Origin of the sequence: Tardiphaga sp. P9-11, assembly GCF_008329525.1 — a bacterium.
Lineage (GTDB): Bacteria > Pseudomonadota > Alphaproteobacteria > Rhizobiales > Xanthobacteraceae > Tardiphaga.
In genome coordinates this window covers 464,114-486,891 of record NZ_NPKQ01000001.1, presented here as the reverse complement: position 1 = coordinate 486,891, position 22,778 = coordinate 464,114, and the positions used below count along the sequence as shown (strand labels likewise).

Annotated in this window: 22 protein-coding genes and 1 tRNA gene; 17 read left to right on the top strand and 6 right to left on the bottom strand. The window is 61.8% G+C overall.

Going from position 1 to position 22,778, the window contains the following annotated elements; all coding sequences use genetic code 11:
• Positions 1–40 precede the first annotated feature (40 nt).
• Entirely contained in the window at positions 41–1,261 is a 1,221-nt protein-coding gene (locus tag CIW50_RS02275) for an MFS transporter (protein ID WP_149530370.1), read from the top strand.
• On the top strand, positions 1,248–2,147 hold the full coding sequence (locus CIW50_RS02270) for an amidohydrolase family protein (RefSeq protein WP_149529653.1): 900 nt from the start codon (positions 1,248–1,250) through the stop codon (positions 2,145–2,147). The genes CIW50_RS02275 and CIW50_RS02270 overlap by 14 nt, the downstream gene beginning before the upstream one ends.
• On the opposite strand, the gene CIW50_RS02265 is transcribed toward CIW50_RS02270, so the two are convergent.
• Positions 2,144–2,809 (bottom strand): glutathione S-transferase family protein, encoded by a 666-nt coding sequence (locus CIW50_RS02265; RefSeq protein ID WP_149529652.1) that lies wholly within the window; start codon positions 2,807–2,809, stop codon positions 2,144–2,146. The genes CIW50_RS02270 and CIW50_RS02265 overlap by 4 nt on opposite strands.
• Before the next feature lie 110 nt (positions 2,810–2,919).
• On the opposite strand from CIW50_RS02265, the gene CIW50_RS02260 reads away from it, so the two are divergent.
• The 5 genes from CIW50_RS02260 (at position 2,920) to panE (ending at position 7,444) form a co-directional block, all read left to right on the top strand.
• A complete protein-coding gene (locus CIW50_RS02260; protein ID WP_246664102.1) occupies positions 2,920–3,525 on the top strand; it encodes a DUF2239 family protein in 606 nt (201 codons plus the stop codon).
• 26 nt (positions 3,526–3,551) lie between these two features.
• The gene (locus CIW50_RS02255) at positions 3,552–4,907 is read left to right on the top strand and encodes an MATE family efflux transporter (RefSeq protein WP_149530368.1); all 1,356 of its coding nucleotides are present in this window, start codon (positions 3,552–3,554) and stop codon (positions 4,905–4,907) included.
• A gap of 101 nt (positions 4,908–5,008) precedes the next feature.
• A complete protein-coding gene (locus tag CIW50_RS02250) occupies positions 5,009–5,623 on the top strand; it encodes a 2-hydroxychromene-2-carboxylate isomerase (RefSeq protein WP_149529651.1) in 615 nt (204 codons plus the stop codon).
• A gap of 13 nt (positions 5,624–5,636) precedes the next feature.
• Positions 5,637–6,374: an SDR family oxidoreductase gene (locus CIW50_RS02245; RefSeq protein ID WP_149529650.1), complete on the top strand. Its 738-nt coding sequence runs from the start codon at positions 5,637–5,639 to the stop codon at positions 6,372–6,374.
• A 146-nt stretch (positions 6,375–6,520) separates the two neighbouring features.
• On the top strand, positions 6,521–7,444 hold the full coding sequence (panE, locus tag CIW50_RS02240; protein ID WP_149529649.1) for a 2-dehydropantoate 2-reductase: 924 nt from the start codon (positions 6,521–6,523) through the stop codon (positions 7,442–7,444).
• Between the two features lie 47 nt (positions 7,445–7,491).
• Here panE and CIW50_RS02235 read toward each other — a convergent pair whose 3' ends face one another.
• From CIW50_RS02235 to CIW50_RS02220, 4 genes are all read right to left on the bottom strand, one after another.
• The gene (locus CIW50_RS02235) at positions 7,492–8,082 is read right to left on the bottom strand and encodes a c-type cytochrome (RefSeq protein ID WP_149529648.1); all 591 of its coding nucleotides are present in this window, start codon (positions 8,080–8,082) and stop codon (positions 7,492–7,494) included.
• Positions 8,083–8,158: 76 nt separating this feature from the next.
• Positions 8,159–9,427, bottom strand: coding sequence for a PQQ-dependent sugar dehydrogenase (locus tag CIW50_RS02230; RefSeq protein WP_149529647.1), 1,269 nt, complete (start codon positions 9,425–9,427; stop codon positions 8,159–8,161).
• 259 nt (positions 9,428–9,686) lie between these two features.
• The gene (locus CIW50_RS02225; protein WP_172980193.1) at positions 9,687–10,136 is read right to left on the bottom strand and encodes a hypothetical protein; all 450 of its coding nucleotides are present in this window, start codon (positions 10,134–10,136) and stop codon (positions 9,687–9,689) included.
• Between the two features lie 162 nt (positions 10,137–10,298).
• A tRNA-Gly gene (locus CIW50_RS02220) sits at positions 10,299–10,373 on the bottom strand.
• Positions 10,374–10,670: 297 nt separating this feature from the next.
• Here CIW50_RS02220 and trxA point away from each other — a divergent pair.
• Genes trxA through CIW50_RS02205 form a run of 3 tightly spaced genes read left to right on the top strand, consistent with a single transcriptional unit; the run spans position 10,671 to position 12,580 of the window.
• Positions 10,671–11,627 carry a thioredoxin gene (gene trxA, locus CIW50_RS02215; RefSeq protein ID WP_502707344.1) on the top strand — a complete coding sequence of 319 codons (957 nt, stop codon included), beginning with the start codon at positions 10,671–10,673 and terminating at the stop codon, positions 11,625–11,627.
• Between the two features lie 30 nt (positions 11,628–11,657).
• The gene (locus CIW50_RS02210; protein ID WP_149529646.1) at positions 11,658–12,332 is read left to right on the top strand and encodes an LON peptidase substrate-binding domain-containing protein; all 675 of its coding nucleotides are present in this window, start codon (positions 11,658–11,660) and stop codon (positions 12,330–12,332) included.
• A gap of 47 nt (positions 12,333–12,379) precedes the next feature.
• Complete coding sequence (locus tag CIW50_RS02205; protein ID WP_116659695.1) at positions 12,380–12,580, top strand: Trm112 family protein; 201 nt, start codon at positions 12,380–12,382, stop codon at positions 12,578–12,580.
• 12 nt (positions 12,581–12,592) lie between these two features.
• On the opposite strand, the gene CIW50_RS02200 is transcribed toward CIW50_RS02205, so the two are convergent.
• Positions 12,593–13,813, bottom strand: coding sequence for a ubiquinone biosynthesis hydroxylase (locus CIW50_RS02200; protein WP_149529645.1), 1,221 nt, complete (start codon positions 13,811–13,813; stop codon positions 12,593–12,595).
• Between the two features lie 142 nt (positions 13,814–13,955).
• Between CIW50_RS02200 and tesB the strand changes: the two genes are divergently transcribed.
• From tesB to CIW50_RS02165, 7 genes are all read left to right on the top strand, one after another.
• A complete protein-coding gene (tesB, locus tag CIW50_RS02195; RefSeq protein ID WP_149529644.1) occupies positions 13,956–14,831 on the top strand; it encodes an acyl-CoA thioesterase II in 876 nt (291 codons plus the stop codon).
• 166 nt (positions 14,832–14,997) lie between these two features.
• Entirely contained in the window at positions 14,998–15,336 is a 339-nt protein-coding gene (locus CIW50_RS02190) for a P-II family nitrogen regulator (protein ID WP_089263151.1), read from the top strand.
• A 468-nt stretch (positions 15,337–15,804) separates the two neighbouring features.
• Complete coding sequence (locus tag CIW50_RS02185; protein WP_068730208.1) at positions 15,805–16,143, top strand: P-II family nitrogen regulator; 339 nt, start codon at positions 15,805–15,807, stop codon at positions 16,141–16,143.
• Positions 16,144–16,197: 54 nt separating this feature from the next.
• Positions 16,198–17,637 carry an ammonium transporter gene (locus tag CIW50_RS02180; protein ID WP_149529643.1) on the top strand — a complete coding sequence of 480 codons (1,440 nt, stop codon included), beginning with the start codon at positions 16,198–16,200 and terminating at the stop codon, positions 17,635–17,637.
• A gap of 294 nt (positions 17,638–17,931) precedes the next feature.
• The gene (locus CIW50_RS02175; protein ID WP_149529642.1) at positions 17,932–19,161 is read left to right on the top strand and encodes an aminotransferase class I/II-fold pyridoxal phosphate-dependent enzyme; all 1,230 of its coding nucleotides are present in this window, start codon (positions 17,932–17,934) and stop codon (positions 19,159–19,161) included.
• 38 nt (positions 19,162–19,199) lie between these two features.
• Positions 19,200–21,683 (top strand): DNA translocase FtsK, encoded by a 2,484-nt coding sequence (locus tag CIW50_RS02170; RefSeq protein WP_149529641.1) that lies wholly within the window; start codon positions 19,200–19,202, stop codon positions 21,681–21,683.
• Positions 21,684–21,876: 193 nt separating this feature from the next.
• Entirely contained in the window at positions 21,877–22,731 is an 855-nt protein-coding gene (locus CIW50_RS02165) for an outer membrane lipoprotein carrier protein LolA (RefSeq protein WP_246664161.1), read from the top strand.
• Positions 22,732–22,778: the final 47 nt, after the last annotated feature.

The following is a 22,778-nucleotide window of genomic DNA, read 5'->3' as shown; positions in this document are numbered from 1 at the left end:
GGAGATTGAAGACACCAGCCTTCTGGCTTTCTATCGCGACATGAATCCGCCGGAGCGTCGCACGTTCTGGGCCTGCGCCACTGGCTGGGCGCTCGATGGCATGGATTTCATGATCTATCCGTTGGTGATCGGCACCATCATCCTGATGTGGAAGGTCGATCCCGGCACCGCTGGTCTCGCCGGCACCGTCACACTTCTCGCATCCGCCATCGGCGGCTGGCTCGGTGGATATCTCGCCGACCGTATCGGCCGCGTGCGCACGCTGCAGCTCACCATCCTGTGGTTCTCGTTCTTCTCATTGGTCTGCGCCTTCGTGCAGAATTTCGATCAGCTGCTGGTAGCGCGTGCGCTGCTCGGCCTCGGCTTCGGCGGTGAATGGGCCGCCGGCGCGGTGCTGATGGGCGAAGCGATCCGCCCGCAATATCGCGGCCGCGCCGTCGGCTCGGTGCAATCCGGCTGGGCAATCGGCTGGGGTCTCGCCGTGCTGTCGCAGGCAATCCTGTTCTCGTACATGCCGCCAGAAACCGCATGGCGCTGGATGTTTGCCATCGGCGCACTCCCGGCTTTGCTGGTGCTGTATCTGCGTCGCTATGTCGAGGAACCGGCCATCGCCGTCGAAACGCGTGCCAAGCAGAACGCCAGTGGCGACCGGCCGAAGCTCAGCGAGATCTTTGCCGGGCCGATGCTGAAGACCACGATTCTCGCCTCGCTCGCTGCGACCGGTTGCCAGGGCGGCTACTACGCCATCACCTTCTGGGTACCGCGCTTCCTCACCACCGAGCGCAAGCTGTCGATCGTCTCGTCAACGGGCTATCTCTCGGCGCTGATTATCGGCTCCTTTATCGGCTATCTTGTCGGCGCCTGGCTTGCTGACCGTATCGGCCGCCGCAACCTGTTCCTGACATTCTCGCTCGGCGCCATCGCGGTCATTCTGGTCTACACGCAAGTGACGCTGACCAATGAAGTGCTGTGGATCCTCGGCTTCCCGCTCGGCTTCTTTGCGTCGGGCTACTTCTCCGGCATGGGCGCGTTCCTCACGGAGCTCTATCCAACGCGTCTGCGCGGATCGGGGCAGGGCTTCTGCTACAATTTCGGCCGTGGCATCGGCGCGCTGTTCCCGTTCCTGGTCGGCGCGCTGTCCAACACCACCAGCCTCGGCAATGCCATCGCGATCTTCGCGGTGCTGGCTTACGGCCTGTTCTTCCTCGCAGCCTTCGCGCTGCCTGAAACCCGCGGACGTATTCTCTATGCAGACGCCTGATTCATCCTCCAGCGAACCTCGGGCTTGCCCGGGGCCGCAACCGACCCAGCGCAGCGCGACACGGTTCACCGTGCCGCGTGGCGCCGTCGATACCCACGCCCATGTGATCGGTCTGCCACCAGACTATCCGTTCGTCGCCGGCCGCAGCTACACACCACCGGAAGCCACAGCTGCATCTTATCTATCGATGCTCGATGCGACCGGCATGACTTACGGCGTGCTGACGCAAGTCAGCGTGCACGGTACCGACAACCGCCTGCTGGTAGATGCGCTCACTGCCAATCGTCAGCGGCTGCGCGGCATCGCAGTGATCGGGCTGGATTGCCCGGAGAAGGAAAAGGCCGCGTTGAAGGAAGCCGGCGTCGTCGGTCTTCGCCTCAATGTGCTTTATGGCGGCGGGATGGGTTTCACGCAGCTTGAGAACTACGCCTCGCTCTGCCGCGAAATGGGCTGGCATCTGCAGTTCCTGATCGATGCCAAAGATATTCCGGCGCTGGCGTCACGCTTTGCGAAACTGCCGGTGCCGTTCCTTGTCGATCACATGGGACATTTCCCAACATCACGTGGCATCGACGATCCGGGCTTCGATGCCCTGGTCGGACTCGTTCGCGACGGCGCATGGGTGCGTTTGTCCGGCGCTTATCGCACCAGCGTCCAGGGCGGCCCGCCCTATAGCGATACGATTCCGTTCGCGCAGAAGCTGATCGCCGCCAATCAGGATCGTTGCATCTGGGGCTCCGACTGGCCACATGTGGCGAACTGGGATGTGATGATGGGCGTCAGCGATCTGCTCGACCTGCTCGCGGACTGGGTGCCGGATGAGGCGGTGCGCAATCGGATCCTCACCTACAATCCGCAGAAGCTGTTCGGCTTTCCCACGGTCTAGCGTCCCACCGAGTACGGCCCGCCTTTCTGCAGCGCGCGTTGATAGGCGGGCCGCGCGTGGATCTTTGTCAGCCAGGCCATCGCCTTCGGATGGCCTTGCTCCAGCCCCGCGCGCGCCGAGGCAGCCTCGAGCGGGAAGCTCATCTGGATGTCGGCCGCGGTGAACTCGTTACCGGCGAACCAATCGCTCTTCGACAGTTCGCCCTCCCAGAACGCCATATGCTGTTTAAGCTGCGGATCGACCAGTGTGTTCAGCGCTTTCGCCGCGATGGCATTGACCACCGGCCGCATCAACAGTGGCGCGCGCTTCGGCAGCATCATGAAGATCAGCTTCAACAGCAGCGGCGGCATCGCCGACCCCTCGGCATAATGCAGCCAATAGGTGAAGCGCAGACGCTCCGGCGTATTATCGGGCGGGACCAGCCGGCCATTACCATAGGTCTTGACGAGATATTCGACGATCGCACCGGACTCGGCGATCGTGTTGCCATTGTCGGTGATCACAGGCGACTTGCCGAGCGGATGGATCGCCCGCAGCTCCGGCGGCGCGAGCATGTTGGGCTGCCGATTGTATCTGATGATCTCATAGGGAACGCCGAGCTCTTCGAGCAGCCACAGCACGCGCTGGGAGCGCGAATTATTGAGGTGATGGACGGTGAGCATGGCGGTCCTCTGGGGGTCTGGCGTGCAGAAATATCACCCGGGTAATATTGACAGATATATTATCCGGGTATAATTAGCGTCGATCTTGATGATGAGACGGGCTGATTCCCATGACTGAAATGACCGTTCCTCCGTTTAGCGCTTTTGCTGGTCCGAAGCTGCTGGCTTCTGGGCCATTGGCCGAGGTGGCCATCGCAATCAAGATCGCGACTGGAGCAATCGCCGACCCGATCATCATTTTCGACAATGCCACTGGCAGGTCCCTGGATCTCGATTTGCGCGGCAGCCATCGCGAGATCATCGCCCGCCTGCCCCAGCCACCGACAACCGAACCGGATACCGAGGCACCCACCGAGCCCCGCGGCCGCGGCCGGCCGAAACTCGGCGTGGTTGCCCGCGAGGTGACGCTGTTGCCGCGCCATTGGGATTGGCTCGGCGCCCGACCCGGCGGTGCCTCGGTGGCGCTGCGCAAACTTGTGGAAGACGCGCGCCGCGCCAATGGCGACCGCGACCGCCAGCGCGCAGCACGCGATGCCGCCTATCACTTCATGTCGACGATGGCCGGCAATCTGCCGAACTTCGAGGAAGCCTCGCGCGCTTTGTTCGCCGACGATCGCCGGCGCTTTGCCGGCCTGATCGCCACATGGCCCGAAGATATTCGCGATCACATCATCAAGCTCGCCTTCAGCGATCGCGCAGAATCGACCTCGGCGTGATCGACCGTTACGTCCATCCCAAGGAAATGCCTGTGTCGAACACTCCGCCCCTCTGGAAGAGCTTTCTCGCCTTCCTCGCACCGATGATGCTGAGCAATATTCTGCAATCGCTGTTCGGCACCATCAACAGCATCTATGTCGGCCAGATGATCGGCACCAATGCGCTCGCCGCGGCATCGGTATTCTTTCCGATGATGTTCCTCTTTGTCTCATTCGTTGTCGGGCTGGGCTCGGGCGCATCGGTGCTGATCGGCCAGGCCTGGGGCGCCGGCGAGCGCCACAAGGTAAAGGCCGTGGCGGGCACGACCCTCGCCGTTGCCATTCTGCTCGCCGTGATCATCGCCGTGTTCGGCGGAGTGTTCAGCCGGCCCTTGATGATCGCACTCGCGACGCCGCCGGACGTTCTCGACCAAGCCACCGCCTATGCCCGCATCATGATGCTGGCCATGCCGGCGACCTTCATCTTCATTCTGATGACATCGATGATGCGCGGCGTCGGCGACACGGTGACGCCGCTATGGGCGCTCGCAATGTCCACGGTCATCGGCCTCACCGTCACGCCGGCACTGATCCAGGGCTGGCTCGGCCTGCCGCGGCTTGGCGTCGCCAGCGCCGCCTGCGCCTCGGCGGTATCGGGCGTAGTCACGCTGCTTTGGCTTGCCATGTATCTGCGCCGCAAACATCACGCACTCGCGCCGGACGCGGAATTCCTGCGCAGCATCCGGCTGGACGGCGCGCTGCTGCGCAAGGTACTGCGGATCGGCATTCCCTCCGCAGTCGGCATGGCCGTGATGTCGCTGGCCGAACTGGTACTGCTCGGCCTCGTCAACGGCTTTGGCTCCAACGCCACAGCCGCCTATGGCGCGGTCAACCAGGTCTTGAGCTATGTGCAGTTTCCCGCCATCTCCATCTCGATCACAGTCTCGATCTTCGGCGCGCAGGCCATCGGCCGAGGCCATACCGACCGGCTCGGCGCCATGGTCCGCACCGGATTACTGATGAACCTCGTCCTGACCGGCGGGCTGGTGACGATCGCCTACCTGTTCTCCCGCAGCCTGATGAATCTGTTCATCATCGATCCCGCGGTGCTCGAACTCGCACAACGATCCCTTCACATCGTGCTGTGGAGTTCGGTTCTATTCGGCATGGCCACCACCTTCTCCGGAATGATGCGCGCCAGTGGAACGGTGTTCGCACCATTGGCACTGCTGGTCTTCGCCATCGTCGCCATCGAAGTGCCGTCGGCTGTCATCCTTAGCCGCACCATCGGTCTCGATGGCGTCTGGGCCGCCTACCCCATCACCTTCTGCGCCATGTTCCTTCTGCAGATGAGCTATTACATGCTGGTGTGGCGCAAGCGGAGCGTGCGGCGTCTGATCTGACACCGCACGCTCGCAGAGACGAATATTACGGTCATCATAAAATGGTGGACGCATCGCACGCGACGCGCCACAATAAAGCATAAAAAATCCGGGAGGCCGCCTTGACCAAGACACCGCCACAATTCCTGTTCGATTTCGGCAGCCCCAACGCCTATCTCAGCCATCTGGCGATTCCGGCGATCGAAGCGCGCGCCGGCGCGAAGTTCGAATACATCCCGGTGCTGCTCGGCGGCATCTTCAAGGCCACCAACAATCGCTCGCCGGCCGAAACCTATGCCGGCGTCAAGAACAAGCGTGAGTTTCATCAGCTCGAGACCGAGCGGTTCGTGAAACGCTTCAATGTGAAGCCCTACACGATGAATCCATTCTTTCCGGTCAACACACTGAACCTGATGCGCGTCGCCATCGCAGCACAGCTCGACGGCGTGTTCGAGAAATATGTCGAGGCGGCATTCCATCATATGTGGGATGAGCCAAAGAAGATGGATGACCCCGAAGTGGCCATCAAGGCGCTCACCGACTCCGGCCTCAACGGCGCAAGACTTTTCGCGCGCGGTCAGGAGCCAGAGGTGAAGGCGGTGCTAGTGGCGAACACACAGACCGCGGTCGAGCGCGGTGCTTTCGGCTCGCCGACCTTCTTTGTCGGCAACGAGATATTCTTCGGCAAGGAACAGTTGCGTGAAGTCGAGGAATTGATTTCCGGTACCGGTAAATAGCGGAGAGCACATCATGCAGAAGCGTAACGCGACTGTCGCAGTCATCGGCGCCGGTGATTTTATCGGCTCGGAGATCGCCAAGAAATTCGCCGCTGAGGGTTTCACGGTGTTCGCCGGTCGTCGTAACGGCGACAAGCTGGCGCCGCTGGTGGCTGAGATCGAGGCGATGGACGGCACGGTCGTGGCGCGCTCACTCGATGCCCGCAAGGAAGACGAGATCGCCGCTTTTCTGAATGACGCCGATGCCCATGCGCCGTTGGAAGTCTGCATTTTCAATATCGGCGCCAACGTCAATTTCCCGATCCTGGAGACCACCGAGCGGGTGTTTCGCAAGGTCTGGGAGATGGCGTGCTATTCCGGCTTCCTGGCTGGCCGGGAGGCGGCACGGCTGATGATGCCGCGTGGTCAGGGCAACATCTTCTTCACCGGCGCCACCGCAAGCCTGCGTGGCGGCAATGGCTTTGCCGCGTTCGCATCGGCCAAGTTCGGATTGCGCGCCGTGGCCCAGGCGATGGCCCGCGAACTCGGCCCGAAGAACATCCATGTCGCCCATCTGATCATCGACAGCGGCGTCGATACCGCTTGGGTACGCGAGCGCCGCGAGCAGCTATGGGGCAAGGATGCGCTCGACAATCCCGATTTGTTGATGCCACCGGCGTCGGTGGCTCAGTCATACTGGCAGCTCTATCAGCAGCCGCGTAGCGCCTGGACGTTTGAGCTGGAAATTCGCCCGTTCGGGGAGAAGTGGTAGCGCTCTACTCGCAGCCGTCATGGCCCACAGCTCTTGCGGCGAAGCAATACAGCCCTGCGTGATCGAAGCCCTGGACTGCTTCGTTTCATGCGCATTCGCGGCTACGGTTCCATTCGATCAAGCCTCACACCAAACGGATCTCATCAATGCGTATTCTCGTGGTCGGCGCCGGCGCCATCGGCGGTTATTTCGGCGGCAGGTTATTGCAGGCCGGCAATGACATCACTTTTCTCGTCCGCCCAAAGCGCGCTGGTGAGCTCGCCACGGCCGGCCTCATCATCAAGAGCCCGCATGGCGACGTCACGTTGAAGAATCCACCCACCGTGCAGGCCGACGCGATCAAGGAGACATTCGATGTCGTGCTCCTGAGCTGCAAGGCGTTCGATCTGGACGATGCCATCGCCTCCTTCGCACCGGCCGTCGGACCGAACACGGCCATCATTCCGCTGCTCAACGGCATGAAGCATCTCGACGTGCTGGAGGAGAAGTTCGGCGCCGAGAGCGTGATGGGCGGCCAGTGCCAGATCGCAGCGACGCTCAACGAAGCGCGTGAGGTCGTCCAGATGGCGCCGATGCAGTTGCTGAGCTTCGGTGAGCGCAAGGGCGGCAGCTCCGACCGCGCCAAGGCGATTGCCGCGATCATGGCGACCGGCAACTTCGGCGGGTCGGCCTCCGACAACATCATGCAGGACATGTGGGAGAAGTGGGTGTTCCTGGCGACAATTGCCGGCTCCACCAGCGCGATGCGCGGCGCTGTCGGCGACATCGTCGCCGCACCGGGCGGCCGGGACTTCATCCTCGGCGTGCGCGATGAGATGAGCGCCGTCGCCAAGGCCAACGGCTTCGCACCGCGTGCAGCGTTCCTGGAACGCACCGAGGGCATGTTGACGGCAGAAGGTTCGAAGATGACCGCTTCGATGTATCGCGACATCCTCAACAAGGCGCAGATTGAAGCCGACCAGATCGTCGGCGATGTCATCGCCCGCGCCGATGCCGCCAAGGTCCCTGTGCCACGGCTGCGAATGATCTACACGCATCTCAAGGCGTATGAGCATCAGCGGGTAGCGTAAGACGTTTTGTGGCCCGGACGGAGTAAAGCCTAGTCCGGGTTACACCCTCACAAGTGCGACAGGTAATGCGCCAGCGCGGCGATCTCTTCCTCGCTGAGCGAATAGGCAACCTCGGCCATCGCGGCCATGCCGCCGCCAGCGCGGACGCCGGACTTGTAGTCGCGCAGCGCCTTGACGAGATAGTCTTCGCGCTGTCCAGCGATGCGTGACACCGCCTTGGTACCGGCATAACTCTCCGTGTGACACGATGCACAGCGCCGGCCGGCGGCGGCCTGCGCGCCCTTGGCCGACAGATCCGGATTGTCATCGGGCTTCTTGCCCTCCGGCGGCTTCAGCGAAGCGAAATAGGCCCCGAGATTGCGGATGTCGTTGTTGTCGATCTGCTCCAGGATCGGCTGCATCTGCTCGTTCTTGCGTGTGCCCGAGCGGAAGAACACCAGCTGCCACTGGATGAACAGATCCGGCTGTGCGGCGAGCGAAGGGATGTTTTCCATTTGCGAAATGCCGTTTTCGCCGTGACAGCCGCTGCAGAGCTCGGCCTTCTCCTTGCCCGCGCCGATATCGGCGGCATCAGCCGGACTGGACCCAGAACCAAGAGATAGAAAGACAAGAACAGCCGCGATTGCAGAACGATGCATGAGTCACATTCCCATTCCAGAATGCACGAGGCTGGAGCCGCTCATGAAGCGACTCCAGCCTCGCGTGACGCGTGACTTACTTGGCGTAGCTGATGCGATAGATCGCGCCTGCCCAATCATCGGCAATCAACAACGATCCATCCTTGGCCAGAACGATATCGGCAGGACGGCCGAGATACCCCTGGTCACCCTCGATCCAGCCCGAGGCGAAGATCTCCTGCTTGGCGTTCTTGCCGTCCGGCCCAGCGATCACGCGCTTGATCCGTGCGCCCTGATACTTGTGCCGATTCCAGGAGCCGTGTTCAGCAATGAAAATGTTGTTCTTGTACTCGGCGGGGAACATGCTGCCGGTATAGAATTTCATCCCCAGGGGCGCGACATGGGCACCGAGATTCAACACCGGTGGCGTGAATTCCGAGCACTTGTGACCCATGGCGAATTTCGGATCCGGCATGTTGCCTTGATGGCAATGCGGATAGCCGAAATGCTCACCGAGTTTCGAGATCATGTTGAGCTTGTCGCTCGGCATGTCGTCGCTGATCCAGTCGCGCGCATTTTCGGTGAACCAGTATTTGCCGGTGCGTGGATCAACGTCACCGCCCACCGAATTGCGCACACCGAGTGCAACGATTTCGGCATTGCCGGTCTTGGGATCGACACGGCGGATCTGCGAGAGACTGGTCGGCGGAATGCCTATATTGAAGGGGGGTCCGAACGGAACGTAGAACCAACCGTCTTTATCCGGCGCAAGATACTTCCAGCCATGCGCCGCGAATGACGGCATGTCGTCATAGACCACCTTGCCGTCACCGAGCTTGTCGAGGTTCGCCTCGGCGTTCTCGTATTTGATCAGCTTGTTGATATCGATCACATAGAGCGCGCCGTCCTGGAAGGCGATGCCCGTCGGCATCTTCATGCCCTTGATGACGGTCTTGACCTCTTTCTTCCCGCCCTTGTCAGTGATCGCATAGACGTTGCCGAGGCCGAACGAGCCGACAAAGAGCGTGCCCTTGTCGCCCCAGGCCATCTGCCGCGCCGCCAGCACGCCGGATGCATAGACCTCGATCTTGAACCCGGCAGGCAGCTTGATCTTCTTCATCATGGCTGCGAGTTCGGCATCGGATGCACCGGTCGGTGGACCCGACGGCGGCGCCAGGCCCTTCTGCGCCTCGGTCTCGTCGCCGAGGAACCAGTCGTCCGGTGGGTTGGTCCAGAATTCCTTGGTATCGGATTTGTAGCTCTTGAGCTTCTGCTGCGCGTTCGCTTGATTGAGCGAAGCCATGCCGATCGCCGTGGCGAGGATGGCGGCGCACGCAACAACGGATCGACCAGTCATCGATTTCATCGCGTCACTCCCTGTGCAGCTTATTGCGGCTGCTATGTCTTATTGAACGTTCGAGATGAACTTTATTGGTCTGTGATTTTCTCAGACAGTGAGATGCTAGCACAAATGCCGCGGGTGAAAAGCGCAACTAACGCTCGCGCAAACGAAAGACGTCGCCATCACGACGACATCCTGAAAAAGTTACTTTGAAAGTTAGTTCCAGCGGCCTGATGCGGTTGGCGCATCGCACCGCATCATGGTGCTATCACTGCTACGCTTTTTAAAGGCCGCCCTTGCTGAGATAGCGCCAGGCCACAGCCAGCACGATCAACCCGATGAAGATCAGCGCCACCGGCAATTTCTTTTTCTCGCGCGGGGGTGGCGGCGTGTTGGGCTTGATCCGGCGGAAAGGCGTGACGTTGTTATTGTTGTCGTCGGGCATTGGTCTTGATCTCGAAGCCATCTTGATGATGGGCGGGGTGCCGGTGCCGCCCATGCGGGAATAGTAGCTGCGGTAGACAATCTGGATGGTGGCTTCGGCCGCGGCTGGTTCGGATTGCTTGCCACGCGCGAGCAGCGCGAGATAGCCTGCATAGAATGTCTGGGCTTCCTGCGGCAGCGCGTCGAGACTTTTCAATTTGGCCATCATCAGCCAGGTCGCGAAATCCGCCCGCGCCTCGTCATTGGCGCGCTTGGCAATTTCCAGGTTGGAATCCGTAGTCGACGGCATCGTCACTCTCGTACCCGCTGCGTCCGCGATTGTCTGCCCAACCCCGATCGATTTCAAGCGATCCGGATGCATGGCCCGGTGAACGCCATCTCTGAAACGACAAAGCCGCCTTGCGGCGGCCTGTGGTCGTTCGAGTATGCCAAAAAGTACCAGGAGATATTCTGGAGCGGGCGAAGGGATTCGAACCCTCGACCCCGACCTTGGCAAGGTCGTGCTCTACCACTGAGCTACACCCGCATCCGAGAAGACAGGCGGCGATTGCTCGCCGCCGACGCGCAGACCTATGCCAAATGCCGGTGGCGAATGCAACAGTTAGACTGCATCTCAGATCACGCTGGGTTAACCGGTATTTACGGCCGTTTGAACCCGATTTCGCTCGGAAAATGGGCCAAAACCGCCAAATGTCGCCTCCAGAGACGAATCGGTCCCTGCCAAGCTTATTTCGCCGGATTGCAAATTACTGTCACGAACGCCATTTAATCGCTCAGGCCATGCTAGAAGCGGCCAAATTTTCAGACATCGAGCGAGGTTCACGTGACCATTATGGATCAGGGCGGCGCCGGGGCGCCGCAGGCAGATTTGTCGCCGCAGGCGGGTTCGACGCCGCAGGCAGCAACCGCTCTCATTAAGGACACGACCACTCGCACCTTCGTGCAGGACGTCATCGAGGAATCCAAGCGCCAGCCGGTCCTGATCGACTTCTGGGCGCCCTGGTGCGGCCCGTGCCGCCAGCTCACCCCTGTGATCGAGAAGGCCGTGACCGCCGCCAAGGGCAGGGTCAAGCTGGTCAAGATGAACATCGACGAGAATCCGGAGATTCCCGGCCAGATGGGCATCCAGTCGATTCCGGCCGTCATCGCCTTCGTGAACGGCCAGCCGGCCGACGGCTTCATGGGTGCGGTTCCGGAGAGCCAGGTCAACGCATTCATCGACAAGCTGACAGCCGGCATGCCCGGCGCCGAGCCGACGGCTGCCGAATTACTTGATGAAGCCGAAGCCATTCTCGCAGAAGGCGATCCGGCCGCCGCCGCTTCGATCTACGGCGAGGTGATTGCCGCCGACGCAAGCAACATCGCGGCCATCGCAGGCCTCGCCCGCTGTTACGTCGAGACCGGCGCCATCGAACAGGCCAAGCAGACCCTGGAACTCGTCCCCGCTGCCAAGCGTGAGGACGCCGCGGTCAAGGCGGTGCAGGCCAAGATAGACCTGGTCGAACAGGCCAGTGCGCTCGGTCCGGTCACCGAACTGGAACAGAAGGTCGCCGCGAATCCGCTCGACCATCAGGCGCGCTTCGACCTTGCGATCGCACTCAATGCCGCTAACCAGCGCAGTGAGGCGACGGGTCATCTGCTCGAAATCGTAAAGCGTGACCGCAAATGGGATGACGACGGCGCCCGCAAGCAGCTGATCCAGTTCTTCGACGCCTGGGGACCGGCGGACGAGGCCACCGTTGACGGTCGCAGGCGGTTATCGACTATCCTGTTCTCGTAATTCTCCTCACGTGACGAATCGGAACCGGACATGCCCATCAATGCTGACTATCGCGGGCCTGCCGAACTTCCCGAGGTGATCCCGGTGTTTCCATTGCCGGGCGCACTGCTGTTGCCGCGCGGCCAGATGCCACTGAACATCTTCGAGCAGCGCTATCTGGCGATGATCGATGATTCGCTGCGCGACGGGCATCGGCTGATCGGCATGATCCAGCCCGATGCTGCGCACTCGCCCGACGAGAACAAGCCGAAACTGTTCAAGGTTGGCTGCGTCGGACGCATCACCCAGCTCGCGGAATCCGGGGATGGCCGCTACATCCTCGAACTGACCGGCGTTTCCCGTTTCGAAGTGGTGCAGGAGCTCTCGGTCAAGACGGCCTATCGGCAATGCAAGGTCGACTACTTCCCCTTCATCGACGATTTCACGGCACGCAAGGGCGAAGACGATGTCGACCGGGCCGCGCTGCTCGCGGTGCTCACCGACTTCCTCAAGGCCAACAACCTGAAAGTGGATTGGGAAGGCATCGACAAAGCGCCTAACGAAGCACTGGTGAATGCGCTGGCGATGATGTCGCCCTATGGCCCACCAGAGAAGCAGGCGATGCTGGAAGCTCCCGACCTCAAGACACGCGCCGAGATCCTGATCGCCGTTACCGAAATGGATCTGGCCAAAAAGCGTACCAGTGGCGACCCACCGCTGCAGTAATTCTGACAATCGGCTATGATCAACGACCACATCACCGGAGCGCAGTCATGACCACACCGCCAATCGAGCGCGCCGAAGGCACCGTCGACGCCAAGCTGCTTGAGATTCTGGTGTGCCCGCTGACCAAGGGGCAACTCGAATTCGATGCCGGCCGCCAGGAGCTGATCTCGCGCCAGGCCAAGCTTGCTTATCCGATCCGGGACGGCATTCCGATCATGCTGCCGGAAGAAGCGCGGAAGATCGATTGAGGGAAACGGCGCTTATAGCGCCTCGCCCTTCAACAGCCGCGGCACTTCGCCCGACAATCCCGCAGCCTGCTTGATGAACGCACCCTTCAGCGGCGGCAGGCGATCGACAATGCCGAGACCGATATCGCGGATGCTGCGCACGAAGGGCAGGTCGTTCGAGAACAGGACGTTCAGCACATTGGTGGCGACACCCATCGTCATGGTGTCGAAGCGGCGCCAGCGCTGGTAGCGCTCCAAGACATCGCTCTGGCCAAAATCCATGCCGAGCCGAGCGGCGTCGACGATGGTCTCGGCCAATGCCGCGACATCCTTGAGACCCATATTGAGTCCTTGCCCCGCAATCGGATGGATCACGTGCGCGGCGTCGCCGATCAGCGCCAGCCGCTCGCCGATGAAGGAGCGCGCGACGAAGTAGCCGAGCGGAAAGGCGCGCGGCTTGTCGAGCGCTTTGATCTCGCCGAGATGCAGACCGAAACGCTGTTCGAGCTCCGCATGGAATTCGTCATCCGGCAAAGCGACGATGCGCGCGGCTTCCGCGCGCTTCTCGGTCCACACCAGCGACGAGCGCTTGCCGGTTAGAGGCAGAATTGCAAACGGCCCGGCGGGCAGGAAGTGTTCTTCAGCACGCCCTTCATGATCGCGCTCATGACCGACAGTGACAACGATGCCGGACTGGTCGTAGTCCCAGCCATGGGTCGCGATGCCTGCACGCTCGCGCAGCTTCGAGCGCGCGCCATCGGCGGCGACCAACAGGCCAGCCTCGATTACACTGCCGTCCCCGAGCGTGACGCTGACACCGTCGGCCCGTGAATCGAATGTCGTCACCGCAGTCGCACGCAGGTCGACGCCCGCCGCTTCGGCGCGAATCACGAGCTCGTCGATCAGCCGGCGATTCTCGACCATATGGGCGAACGGTTCGCCCGGCTCCACATGCCCCCCGAAGGTCAGGAAGGTCGGACGGGTAGCGTCTTCCAGCTTGGAGTCGGTGACGATCATGTCGAGGATCGGCTGACTTTCGGCGGCTACGGTGTCCCAGACACCCAGCGCATCGAACAGCCGCCGGCAGGCAGCGACGATGGCCGTGGCGCGCGGATCGCGGCTCGGCCTGACCGCCAGCGCGGGATCGGCGACAATAATCGGCAGATCGGGGCCAAGCCCCTGGCGCAACGCCAAAGCCAGAGCCAGCCCGGCAAACGCTCCGCCGCCGATGACAATGCCTCGCTGTGCCGCCATGATATCCGTTCTCGCTGTTGCCACGCGCTTATAGCTGGGCGAAACAGGAACGCGAAACAAGGGCGGCAACGCGACCGGGGCCTGCATGGCCAAGGTCTTGGTAAACCTCCCTTAATATTGCCGCCGACCGAAAGATGCCGACATGTCCAAGAGCCTGATCGATCTGATCGATATCCTCGATCTCGAGACCATCGAGGTGAACATGTTTCGCGGCCGCAGCCCGAAAACGCGCTGGCAGCGAGTGTTCGGCGGCCAGGTGATCGGTCAGGCCATGGTGGCCTCGTGCCGCACCGTCGAAGGCCGCATGCCGCATTCGCTGCATTGCTATTTCATCCTGCCCGGCGACCCGCAGATTCCGATCGTCTACGAGGTCGAACGGTTGCGCGACGGCAAGAGCTATTCGACCCGGCGGGTCACCGCGATCCAGCACGGTCACGCGATCTTCTCGATGATGGTGTCGTTCCACGCCGAGGAAGAGGACTCGTTCAACCACCAGGATCCGATGCCGGACGTGCCGCCACCGGACAAACTCACTGCGGAAGAACTCTCGAAACACCCGATCATCGAGAAAATGCCCGACTTCATCCGCCGCTACTACGAGTCCGACCGCCCGATCGAGCTGCGCCCGGTGGAATTCCAGCGCTATGCCGGCGAGAAGATTCCGGAGGGCCGTATCAATTTCTGGATTCGCACTGCCGCGAAGCTGCCGGATGATCCGGCGCTCCACATGTGCGCGCTGGCCTATGCGTCGGATTTCTCGCTGCTCGATTCCATCATGGCCCGCTACGGCCGCACGCTGTTCGATGGGCAGGCGATGGCAGCCAGCCTCGACCACGCTATGTGGTTTCACCGTCCATTCCGCGCCGACGAATGGCTGCTTTACAGTCAGGATTCGCCAAGCGCCCAGAATGGCCGCGGCCTCGCGCGCGGCCTGATCTTCAAGCCCGACGGCACGCTGGTGGCTACCGTGGCGCAGGAGGGCTCGGTGCGGGAGCGACGCGAGAAGCCGACGAGTTAGGCTCTCCGCTTCCAGTCCCCGCTACCGCTTCGCCGCCTTGGCGAGCAACCGGCCCACCCCGAAGGCAGCGTGGCCGCCCAATTTCCACGCGCGATGCCAACAGGGATGGCATAAAGCCGCATGATTGCGTAAGCAGGGTCGTCACCGCCCCGAAGAGGAAGCCTGCATGAAGCTCGTGGTCGCGATCATCAAACCCTTCAAGCTCGATGAAGTGCGTCAGGCTCTGACGGCCATTGGCGTCCACGGCATGACGGTGACCGAGGTGAAAGGCTATGGCCGGCAGAAAGGCCATACCGAGATGTATCGCGGTGCCGAATATATCGTGAACTTCCTGCCCAAGCTGCGCCTCGAAATCGCTGTGGCATCCGACCTCGCGGCCAAGGCGGTCGAGGTCATCTCCACCGGAGCCCGGACCGGCCAGATCGGCGACGGCAAGATCTTCGTGACCCCGATCGACCACGCCCTGCGTATCCGCACCGGCGAGACCGACAGCGACGCGCTTTAAGCAGCAAGCCATCGCCTCCCGGGCTTTCAGCCAGAGCTGCTCTCAGTCCCCTCGCATAGGCCCGAAGAGCCTCTACGGCTTTGCTCGGTTGAGCCATGTCAATTCTGCGCGCGCCAGTTGGAAGGCCTGCAGATTAGACAATCTCGAGTTTTTTGCCTCGAATTGACGTAGTTGGACACCTCCGAGCTGCCCGCGGCCTGAGCAGGAATATGTCGAGAGCCTGTCATGCTTCCATTTTGGGCATAATTGACTAGAGTTTGGGCGCGACCGAATAGCGCACTCTGTCTCAATGCGTGAGAAACGCGAAAAGCTGGGGATTCATAAACCGTTAGAGAATTCCACCGATCTGGCACGGCATTTGATTCTATCTGGTCTGGCTGTGCCCGCGTAGTGAACTTCTCCGCGTGGTGAACCTCAGTCGAGATCGCCCGGTCGGTTTTCGGTCGGGCCCAAGCGGGGATAGGACCCATGAAAATTGTTATGGCGATCATCAAGCCATTCAAGCTTGAGGAAGTCCGTGATGCCCTGACCGCCATTGGCGTTCATGGTTTGACGGTGACGGAAGTCAAGGGATATGGCCGACAAAAGGGCCACACGGAAATTTATCGCGGCGCTGAATATGCGGTGAGCTTCCTGCCCAAGATCAAGATCGAGGTAGCTGTCGCCTCCGATCAGGTCGACAAAACCATCGAAGCCATCACCACGGCCGCCAAGACCGGCCAGATCGGCGACGGCAAGATCTTCGTCATCAACCTCGACCACGCGGTTCGCATCCGCACCGGCGAGGCCGATGCTGCAGCCCTCTAAGTCGAATTCCTCGGATTTCGCGCTCACCCATTATTCAATCAGGAGTCAAACACAATGACGTTTAAGCGTCCCTCTGGCGCGGGATTGGCGGCACTTGCCGTCGGCCTGTTCGCCGCAACTGCGGCCTACGCCGATCCGACGGTCAACAAGGGCGATAACGCCTGGATGATGACCTCGACGGTGCTGGTGCTGTTGATGACAGTCCCCGGTCTCGCATTGTTCTATGGCGGCCTCGTCCGTTCCAAGAACATGCTCTCGGTGTTGATGCAGGTTCTCTACACGGCCTGCATTGTGATGGTGATCTGGGCTCTCTACGGCTACAGCATCACCTTCACTGGCGGTTCGGCCTATATCGGTGGTTTCTCGAAGGCGTTCCTCGCCGGCGTGACCCCTGATTCGATGGCTGCTACGTTCACCGCAGACGCCAACATCTCGGAGCTCGTCTACTTCTGCTTCCAGATGACCTTTGCCGCCATTACCCCCGGCCTGATCGTCGGCGCTTTCGCAGAACGCACCAAGTTCGCCGCGATTGCACTGTTCATCCCGCTCTGGGTGACGTTGATCTACTTCCCGATCGCGCACATGGTCTGGTACTGGGCTGGTCCGGACGCCATTGTCGCAGCTGCCAAGGCTGTTGCTGCAGCAGCTCCCGATGCGAAGGCTGCGGCTCAGGCCAAGCTTGATGAAGTCATGGCCGATGCCGGCCAGGTGTTCCTGTGGGGCGCTCTCGACTTCGCCGGCGGCACCGTCGTTCACATCAACGCCGGCATTGCTGGCCTCGTGGGCTGCCTGATCATCGGCAAACGCACCGGCTACGGCAAGGAGCTGATGGCTCCGCACTCGCTGACCATGACCATGATCGGCGCATCCTTGCTGTGGGTTGGCTGGTTCGGCTTCAACGTCGGTTCGAACCTCGAAGCCTCGGGCACTGCCGCTCTCGCGATGACCAACACCTTCCTCGCAACTGCGGTTGCGGCGATGGCCTGGATGTTCGCGGAATGGATGACCAAAGGTCACCCGTCGCTGCTCGGCGCAGCATCGGGCGCGGTTGCCGGCCTCGTCGCCGTCACCCCGGCTTGCGGCTTCTCGGGTCCGATGGGCGCGATGGTCCTCGGTCTGGTCGCTGGCGTCGTCTGCCTGTTCTTCTGCACCGTCGTGAAGAACTCGCTCGGCTATGACGACTCGCTCGATGTGTTCGGCGTCCACTGCGTCGGCGGCATCATCGGCGCGCTCGGCACCGGCATCCTGGTCAACCCGGCCCTCGGCGGCACGGGCGTCATGGACTACGTCGCCGGCAAGATCGGTGACTACGACATGGTCACCCAGATGATCGCGCAGTGTAAGGCTGTCGCGACCACGCTGGTGTGGTCGGGCGTCGGTTCGGCGATCCTGTTCAAGGTCGTCGACGTGATCGTCGGTCTCCGCGTCAATGTTGAAGTCGAGCGCGAAGGCCTCGACGTCACCGAGCACACCGAACGCGCCTACAACATGTAAGCGCCAAAACGCTTCGGACGAGTGATCGCCCGGAGCGTTTCAAGAGATCGGTTGGGGCACATACCCGGCAATGCTCCATCCGTCGAAGGGCTCCAGCGCAAGCTGGGGCCCTTCACTTTTTGGGGTGACATCCTGTTTGCGCGCCCGCTTGGACGGCCGCTGAATGTACGATCGCAAGGCGCATACCTCGATGGTTAATCGCGTCTTAACCTCGCCGTATCTATGGTGGTTTGATCCCGTTTCAGCCGATCTCATGGGGCGATCGGCTGCCTTGAAAGTACTGGCGTTTTCCTGATGGCACTCTCCGCTCCTCCTTCCGCGGCGCAAGGCGCCGGCAGCCGGACCTCGGCTGGGCCCGATGGCGAGCGTTCGCCGTTTGCGCGGCTGACGGAATTGCTGGCGCCGTATCAGCCCGGCCAACCGCTGATCACACTGTCACTGGGCGAGCCGCAGCACCCGGTGCCGGATTTCGTCGGGCCGGTCCTCGCCAAGCACATTACAGATTTCGGTCGCTACCCGATCGCCAAGGGCATCGAACCGTTCCGGCGCGCCGCCGCCACCTGGATGGGTACGCGCTTCGATCTCCCGCGCGCCCTCGATCCCGAAACCGAAGTGCTGGTGCTGAACGGCAGCCGTGAAGGCCTGTTCTTTGCTGCAATCACGGCCGCGCGCTTTGTCGGCCCACGCAAAGGCACGCCGGCGATCCTGCTGCCGAATCCGTTCTATCCGGCCTATGGCGCCGGCGCGCGCGCGGCGGGTTGCGAGCCGATTTTCATGCCGACCACAGTGGCCAACGGCTTCCTTCCCGATCTCGACGCGCTCGATGAAGCGACGCTGGCGCGCACGGTGGCGATGTACGTCGCGTCACCCGCCAATCCGCAAGGCGCTGTCGCGACACCCGCTTACTTCAAGAAATTGCACGACCTCGCGCTACGCTACGGCTTCATCGTGCTGTCGGACGAATGCTATTCGGAAATCTATACGCAGGCCGCGCCTGGCAGCATGCTGGCGTCAGCCGGACCCGACTATGCCAATGTCGTTGCGTTCCAGTCGCTGTCCAAGCGCTCGAACCTGCCCGGCATGCGCGTCGGCTTCGTCGCCGGCGACAAGAAATTCCTGAGCGCGTTTCACGAACTGCGCAATGTGGCCGCACCGCAGGTCCCGGTGCCACTGCAGCAGGTCGCGGTTGCCGCCTATAGCGACGAAACACATGTGGAAGAGAATCGCAGGCTCTACCGCTTGAAGTTCGATCTCGCGGATCAGATCCTCGGCAATCGCTACGGCTACAAGCGACCGGCCGGCGGCTTCTGTCTGTGGCTCGATGTCTCGGCATATGGCGGCGACGAAGAGGCAACCGTGAGACTGTATCGCGATGGCGGCGTGCGCGTGGTGCCCGGAAGTTATCTGGCGCGCCCGCAGGCCGACGGCAGTAATCCCGGCGCCGGCTATATTCGTTTGGCCATGGTGCAGGACAGTGAAACGACAGCCGAGGCCTTGCATCGGCTGGTGAAGATTTTGAATTAGAGATCCTGGATTAATGCAGGGCGCATGAGCACGACCGTATGAGCACCACGATCGAACGCGTCATTCCTCTCGTCGGCCACCTGCCCGCGTCAATTCGCGAGATGCTGGGACGACGGCTGCGTGAACTGGCGGGCTTTGGCCTGGTCTGCGCCGCAGGTGTCGCGGCGGCGGCGATGATGACCTGGTCCGTGCAGGACCCGAGCCTGAGCCATGCCACCTCGCGTGCGATCCGCAATGTCGCCGGTTATCCCGGCGCGATCGGCGCCGATCTGCTGATGCAGATCCTCGGCCTTGGCGCGATCATGATGATTCTCACCGTCGCCGTCTGGGGCTGGCGGATGATGACGCATCGGCATTTCGATCGCGAAGCGCTGCGCATCGGTTGCTGGATTCTCTGCACCATCATCGCATCAGGCTTTGCGAGCTGCTGGCAGCATGGTGGCTCATGGCCATTGCCAACCGGCGTCGGCGGCGTGGTCGGTGACGCGCTGTTTCGCGCCCCCGCGGTGATCTTCGGTCCCGTCGGCTTTATCTATCGCTTCGTTCTCGGCTTTCTTCTCTGCGCGGCGATGATCGTGACCTTCTTCATCGCCTGCGGTTATGGCGCGCAGGCAAAGGAGGAGTTTGCCGAGATCGACATCGAGGAAGACGACGAGCCATTCGAGGAAGATGAGACCCGCGATCGCGGCTCGATCGCGGTTTCGCTGGGCTGGGCCGCCCATGCCGTGATGAGCGCGAAGGCGCGTCTCGGCCGTCTCCTCTCGTTGGTCTATGGCAAGATGGTTGCAAGCGAGCCCAAGGCGCGCGCGGCGTCCTTCGAGCGCCAGGAACCCAATCTCGGCGGTCGCCGCAACAGTCCCTCCATCGCGCCGCATGATGACGACAACAGCGGTCACGACGAGGACGAAGAGCACGACTACGAGGAAGAGGAGGAAGAGGAGCCGGTCGCGCGCGCCCCCCGCAAGAAATCTGCCGGCAAGGAGCCGGCCCGCAAATCGAATGGCAAGTTCGAACTGCCCTCCGTCGGCATGCTCACCGCGCCGAAAGCCGCAGATCGCAAGCCGCTCAGCAAGGCCGAGCTCGAAGCCAATTCGCGCGCGCTGGAAGGCGTGCTGCAGGATTTCGGCGTCCGCGGCGAGATCGTCAAAGCCAATCCCGGCCCCGTCGTCACGCTGTACGAACTCGAGCCCGCACCGGGCATCAAGTCGTCGCGCGTGATCGGCCTCGCCGACGACATCGCACGCTCCATGAGCGCACTGTCCGCGCGCGTCGCCGTGGTGCCGGGCCGCAATGCCATCGGCATCGAATTGCCGAACGCACATCGCGAGAACGTCTACCTGCGCGAGCTGCTGACCGTGCAGGACAACAACGAGGGCATCAAGCTTCCGCTCTGCCTCGGCAAGAATATCGGCGGCGAATCGATCATTATCGATCTTGCGCGCACACCGCATATGCTGATCGCCGGTACCACCGGTTCGGGCAAGTCGGTCGCCATCAACACCATGATCCTCAGCCTGGTCTACCGGTTGAGGCCGGATCAGTGCCGCCTCATCATGGTCGATCCGAAGATGCTCGAACTTTCGGTCTATGATGGCATTCCGCATCTGCTGACGCCCGTCGTCACCGACCCAAAGAAGGCCGTCGTCGCTCTGAAATGGGCGGTGCGCGAGATGGAAGAGCGCTACAAGCGCATGGCCAAGCTCGGCGTCCGCAACATCGATGGCTACAATCAGCGCCTCGTCGAGGCCAAGGCCAAGGGCGAGGAGCTCTCGCGTACCGTTCACACCGGCTTTGACAAGGAAACCGGCAAGGCGATCTACGAGGAAGAGAAGCTCGATCTCGCGCCGCTGCCCTACATCGTCATCATTGTCGACGAAATGGCCGACCTGATGATGGTCGCCGGCAAGGACATCGAAGGCCTGGTGCAGCGCCTCGCGCAGATGGCACGCGCCGCCGGTCTCCACGTCGTCCTCGCGACGCAGCGTCCGTCGGTGGACGTCATCACCGGCACGATCAAGGCCAACTTCCCGACGCGCATCTCCTTCCAGGTGACGTCGAAGATCGACAGCCGCACTATTCTCGGCGAGATGGGCGCCGAGCAGCTGCTCGGCCGCGGCGACATGCTCTATATGGCGGGCGGCGGACGCATCTCGCGCGTGCACGGACCTTTCGTGTCGGACGAGGAAGTCGAGAAGGTCGTTCGCCATCTCAAGACGCAGGGCGAGCCGGAATATCTCGAGGCGGTCACCGCCGAAGAACCGGAAGAAGGCGAGGACGGCGCGGTATTCGATTCCACCGGCATGGGTGCCGATGGCGGTGGTGGCGATCTGTTCCAGCAAGCCGTTGCCATCGTGAAACGCGACCGCAAGGCGTCGACCAGCTACATCCAGCGCCGGCTGCAGATCGGTTACAATCGCGCAGCGTCGTTGATAGAGCGGATGGAGAATGAAGGCATCGTCGGTCAGCCCAACCATGCCGGTAAACGCGAGATTCTGATCGAAGAAGAAGAAAGCGGGTTCTGAGATTTTGACCCTGCCGATGGACAATCCCGCTTTCGAGTCGCGAAATCGCCACAGCGAGGGGTTAGCGCCTGCGCTGGCGGCGCCAGCCGCGACGGAGGCGCAAGAGACCACCGGCCAGAGCGCAAAACCGGTACCCATTCTGACGCAAAGCGCGGTAAAATGCGCCGAATTCGCCGAGCAGGACGACGCCTTGATGAGACGCCCGACCAATCACGCCGCAGACCGGTCTTTCCTGCGCGTCGGCGCAGCCGGCCTTGCTGCGACGCTTGTCACCACCATTCTGGCGCCTTCGGCCTTTGCCCAGACAATCCCACTGCCGCGACCTGCGCCACAGGCACGCGGCAATGCCAGCCTCCAGATGGCAGCCTCCGAGCCGCAAGCCGTTCGGCCGCCGGTTGCAATTGGCCCCAAGACATCGGCGACAACATCCACGCCGCCGAATCCGATCATTCCGGATCCGCGCCGCAATGTTCCCGCCAGTATTTTCATGAGCTTCGACGCCAATCAGAAGGCCCAGGCAAGCAAGGTCAGCAGCTATCTGTCATCGCTCAGCAATCTGAGCGGTAATTTCGTTCAGGTCGGTCCCGATGGCAGCCGCACTACCGGCGACTTCTTCATCCAGAAGCCTGGCAAGGTCCGCTTTGAATACGATGCGCCGACCACCATCGCGATGGTCTCCGATGGCCAGTCGCTCGCCGTTCGCGATTCCAAACTGGCGACCCAGGACATCTACCCGCTGTCGCAGACGCCGCTGCGCTATCTGCTGTCCGACCGCATCGACCTGATGAAAGACACCAACGTGGTCGCCGTTACCGCGGACGATCTCTATACGTCGGTGACCATCGAGGAGAAGAATGCGCTGGTCGGCACCTCGCGCCTGATGCTGATGGTCGGCACCAAGGACGGCCAGCTCAAGCAATGGACCGTCACCGACCCGCAGGGCTATGACACCACGGTGGCGATCTACAATCTCGATACGGCGAAAAAGCCCGATCCAGGGCTGTTCAAGATCGACTTCACCAAGTATCCCACCAGCGGCGCGAATTAGATTTCGCAACAGGCGATGCCCTCATGGTGAGCAGGCGCGCTTGCGCC

Bases quoted from the DNA above. Each gene is read 5' to 3' on its own strand.
- CIW50_RS02275 (WP_149530370.1), top strand. From the start codon at position 41: ATGAATCCGCCGGAGCGTCGCACGTTCTGGGCCTGCGCCACTGGCTGG.
- CIW50_RS02210 (WP_149529646.1), top strand. From the start codon at position 11,658: ATGCCCATCAATGCTGACTATCGCGGGCCTGCCGAACTTCCCGAGGTG.
- CIW50_RS02205 (WP_116659695.1), top strand. From the start codon at position 12,380: ATGACCACACCGCCAATCGAGCGCGCCGAAGGCACCGTCGACGCCAAG.
- panE (WP_149529649.1), top strand. From the start codon at position 6,521: ATGCGTATTCTCGTGGTCGGCGCCGGCGCCATCGGCGGTTATTTCGGC.
- CIW50_RS02180 (WP_149529643.1), top strand. From the start codon at position 16,198: ATGACGTTTAAGCGTCCCTCTGGCGCGGGATTGGCGGCACTTGCCGTC.
- CIW50_RS02185 (WP_068730208.1), top strand. From the start codon at position 15,805: ATGAAAATTGTTATGGCGATCATCAAGCCATTCAAGCTTGAGGAAGTC.
- CIW50_RS02260 (WP_246664102.1), top strand. From the start codon at position 2,920: ATGACTGAAATGACCGTTCCTCCGTTTAGCGCTTTTGCTGGTCCGAAG.
- CIW50_RS02175 (WP_149529642.1), top strand. From the start codon at position 17,932: ATGGCACTCTCCGCTCCTCCTTCCGCGGCGCAAGGCGCCGGCAGCCGG.
- CIW50_RS02165 (WP_246664161.1), top strand. From the start codon at position 21,877: ATGAGACGCCCGACCAATCACGCCGCAGACCGGTCTTTCCTGCGCGTC.
- CIW50_RS02255 (WP_149530368.1), top strand. From the start codon at position 3,552: ATGCCTGTGTCGAACACTCCGCCCCTCTGGAAGAGCTTTCTCGCCTTC.
- CIW50_RS02235 (WP_149529648.1), bottom strand. From the start codon at position 8,082: ATGCATCGTTCTGCAATCGCGGCTGTTCTTGTCTTTCTATCTCTTGGT.
- CIW50_RS02265 (WP_149529652.1), bottom strand. From the start codon at position 2,809: ATGCTCACCGTCCATCACCTCAATAATTCGCGCTCCCAGCGCGTGCTG.
- CIW50_RS02230 (WP_149529647.1), bottom strand. From the start codon at position 9,427: ATGAAATCGATGACTGGTCGATCCGTTGTTGCGTGCGCCGCCATCCTC.
- CIW50_RS02170 (WP_149529641.1), top strand. From the start codon at position 19,200: ATGAGCACCACGATCGAACGCGTCATTCCTCTCGTCGGCCACCTGCCC.
- CIW50_RS02225 (WP_172980193.1), bottom strand. From the start codon at position 10,136: ATGCCGTCGACTACGGATTCCAACCTGGAAATTGCCAAGCGCGCCAAT.
- CIW50_RS02245 (WP_149529650.1), top strand. From the start codon at position 5,637: ATGCAGAAGCGTAACGCGACTGTCGCAGTCATCGGCGCCGGTGATTTT.
- tesB (WP_149529644.1), top strand. From the start codon at position 13,956: ATGTCCAAGAGCCTGATCGATCTGATCGATATCCTCGATCTCGAGACC.
- CIW50_RS02200 (WP_149529645.1), bottom strand. From the start codon at position 13,813: ATGGCGGCACAGCGAGGCATTGTCATCGGCGGCGGAGCGTTTGCCGGG.
- CIW50_RS02270 (WP_149529653.1), top strand. From the start codon at position 1,248: ATGCAGACGCCTGATTCATCCTCCAGCGAACCTCGGGCTTGCCCGGGG.
- CIW50_RS02190 (WP_089263151.1), top strand. From the start codon at position 14,998: ATGAAGCTCGTGGTCGCGATCATCAAACCCTTCAAGCTCGATGAAGTG.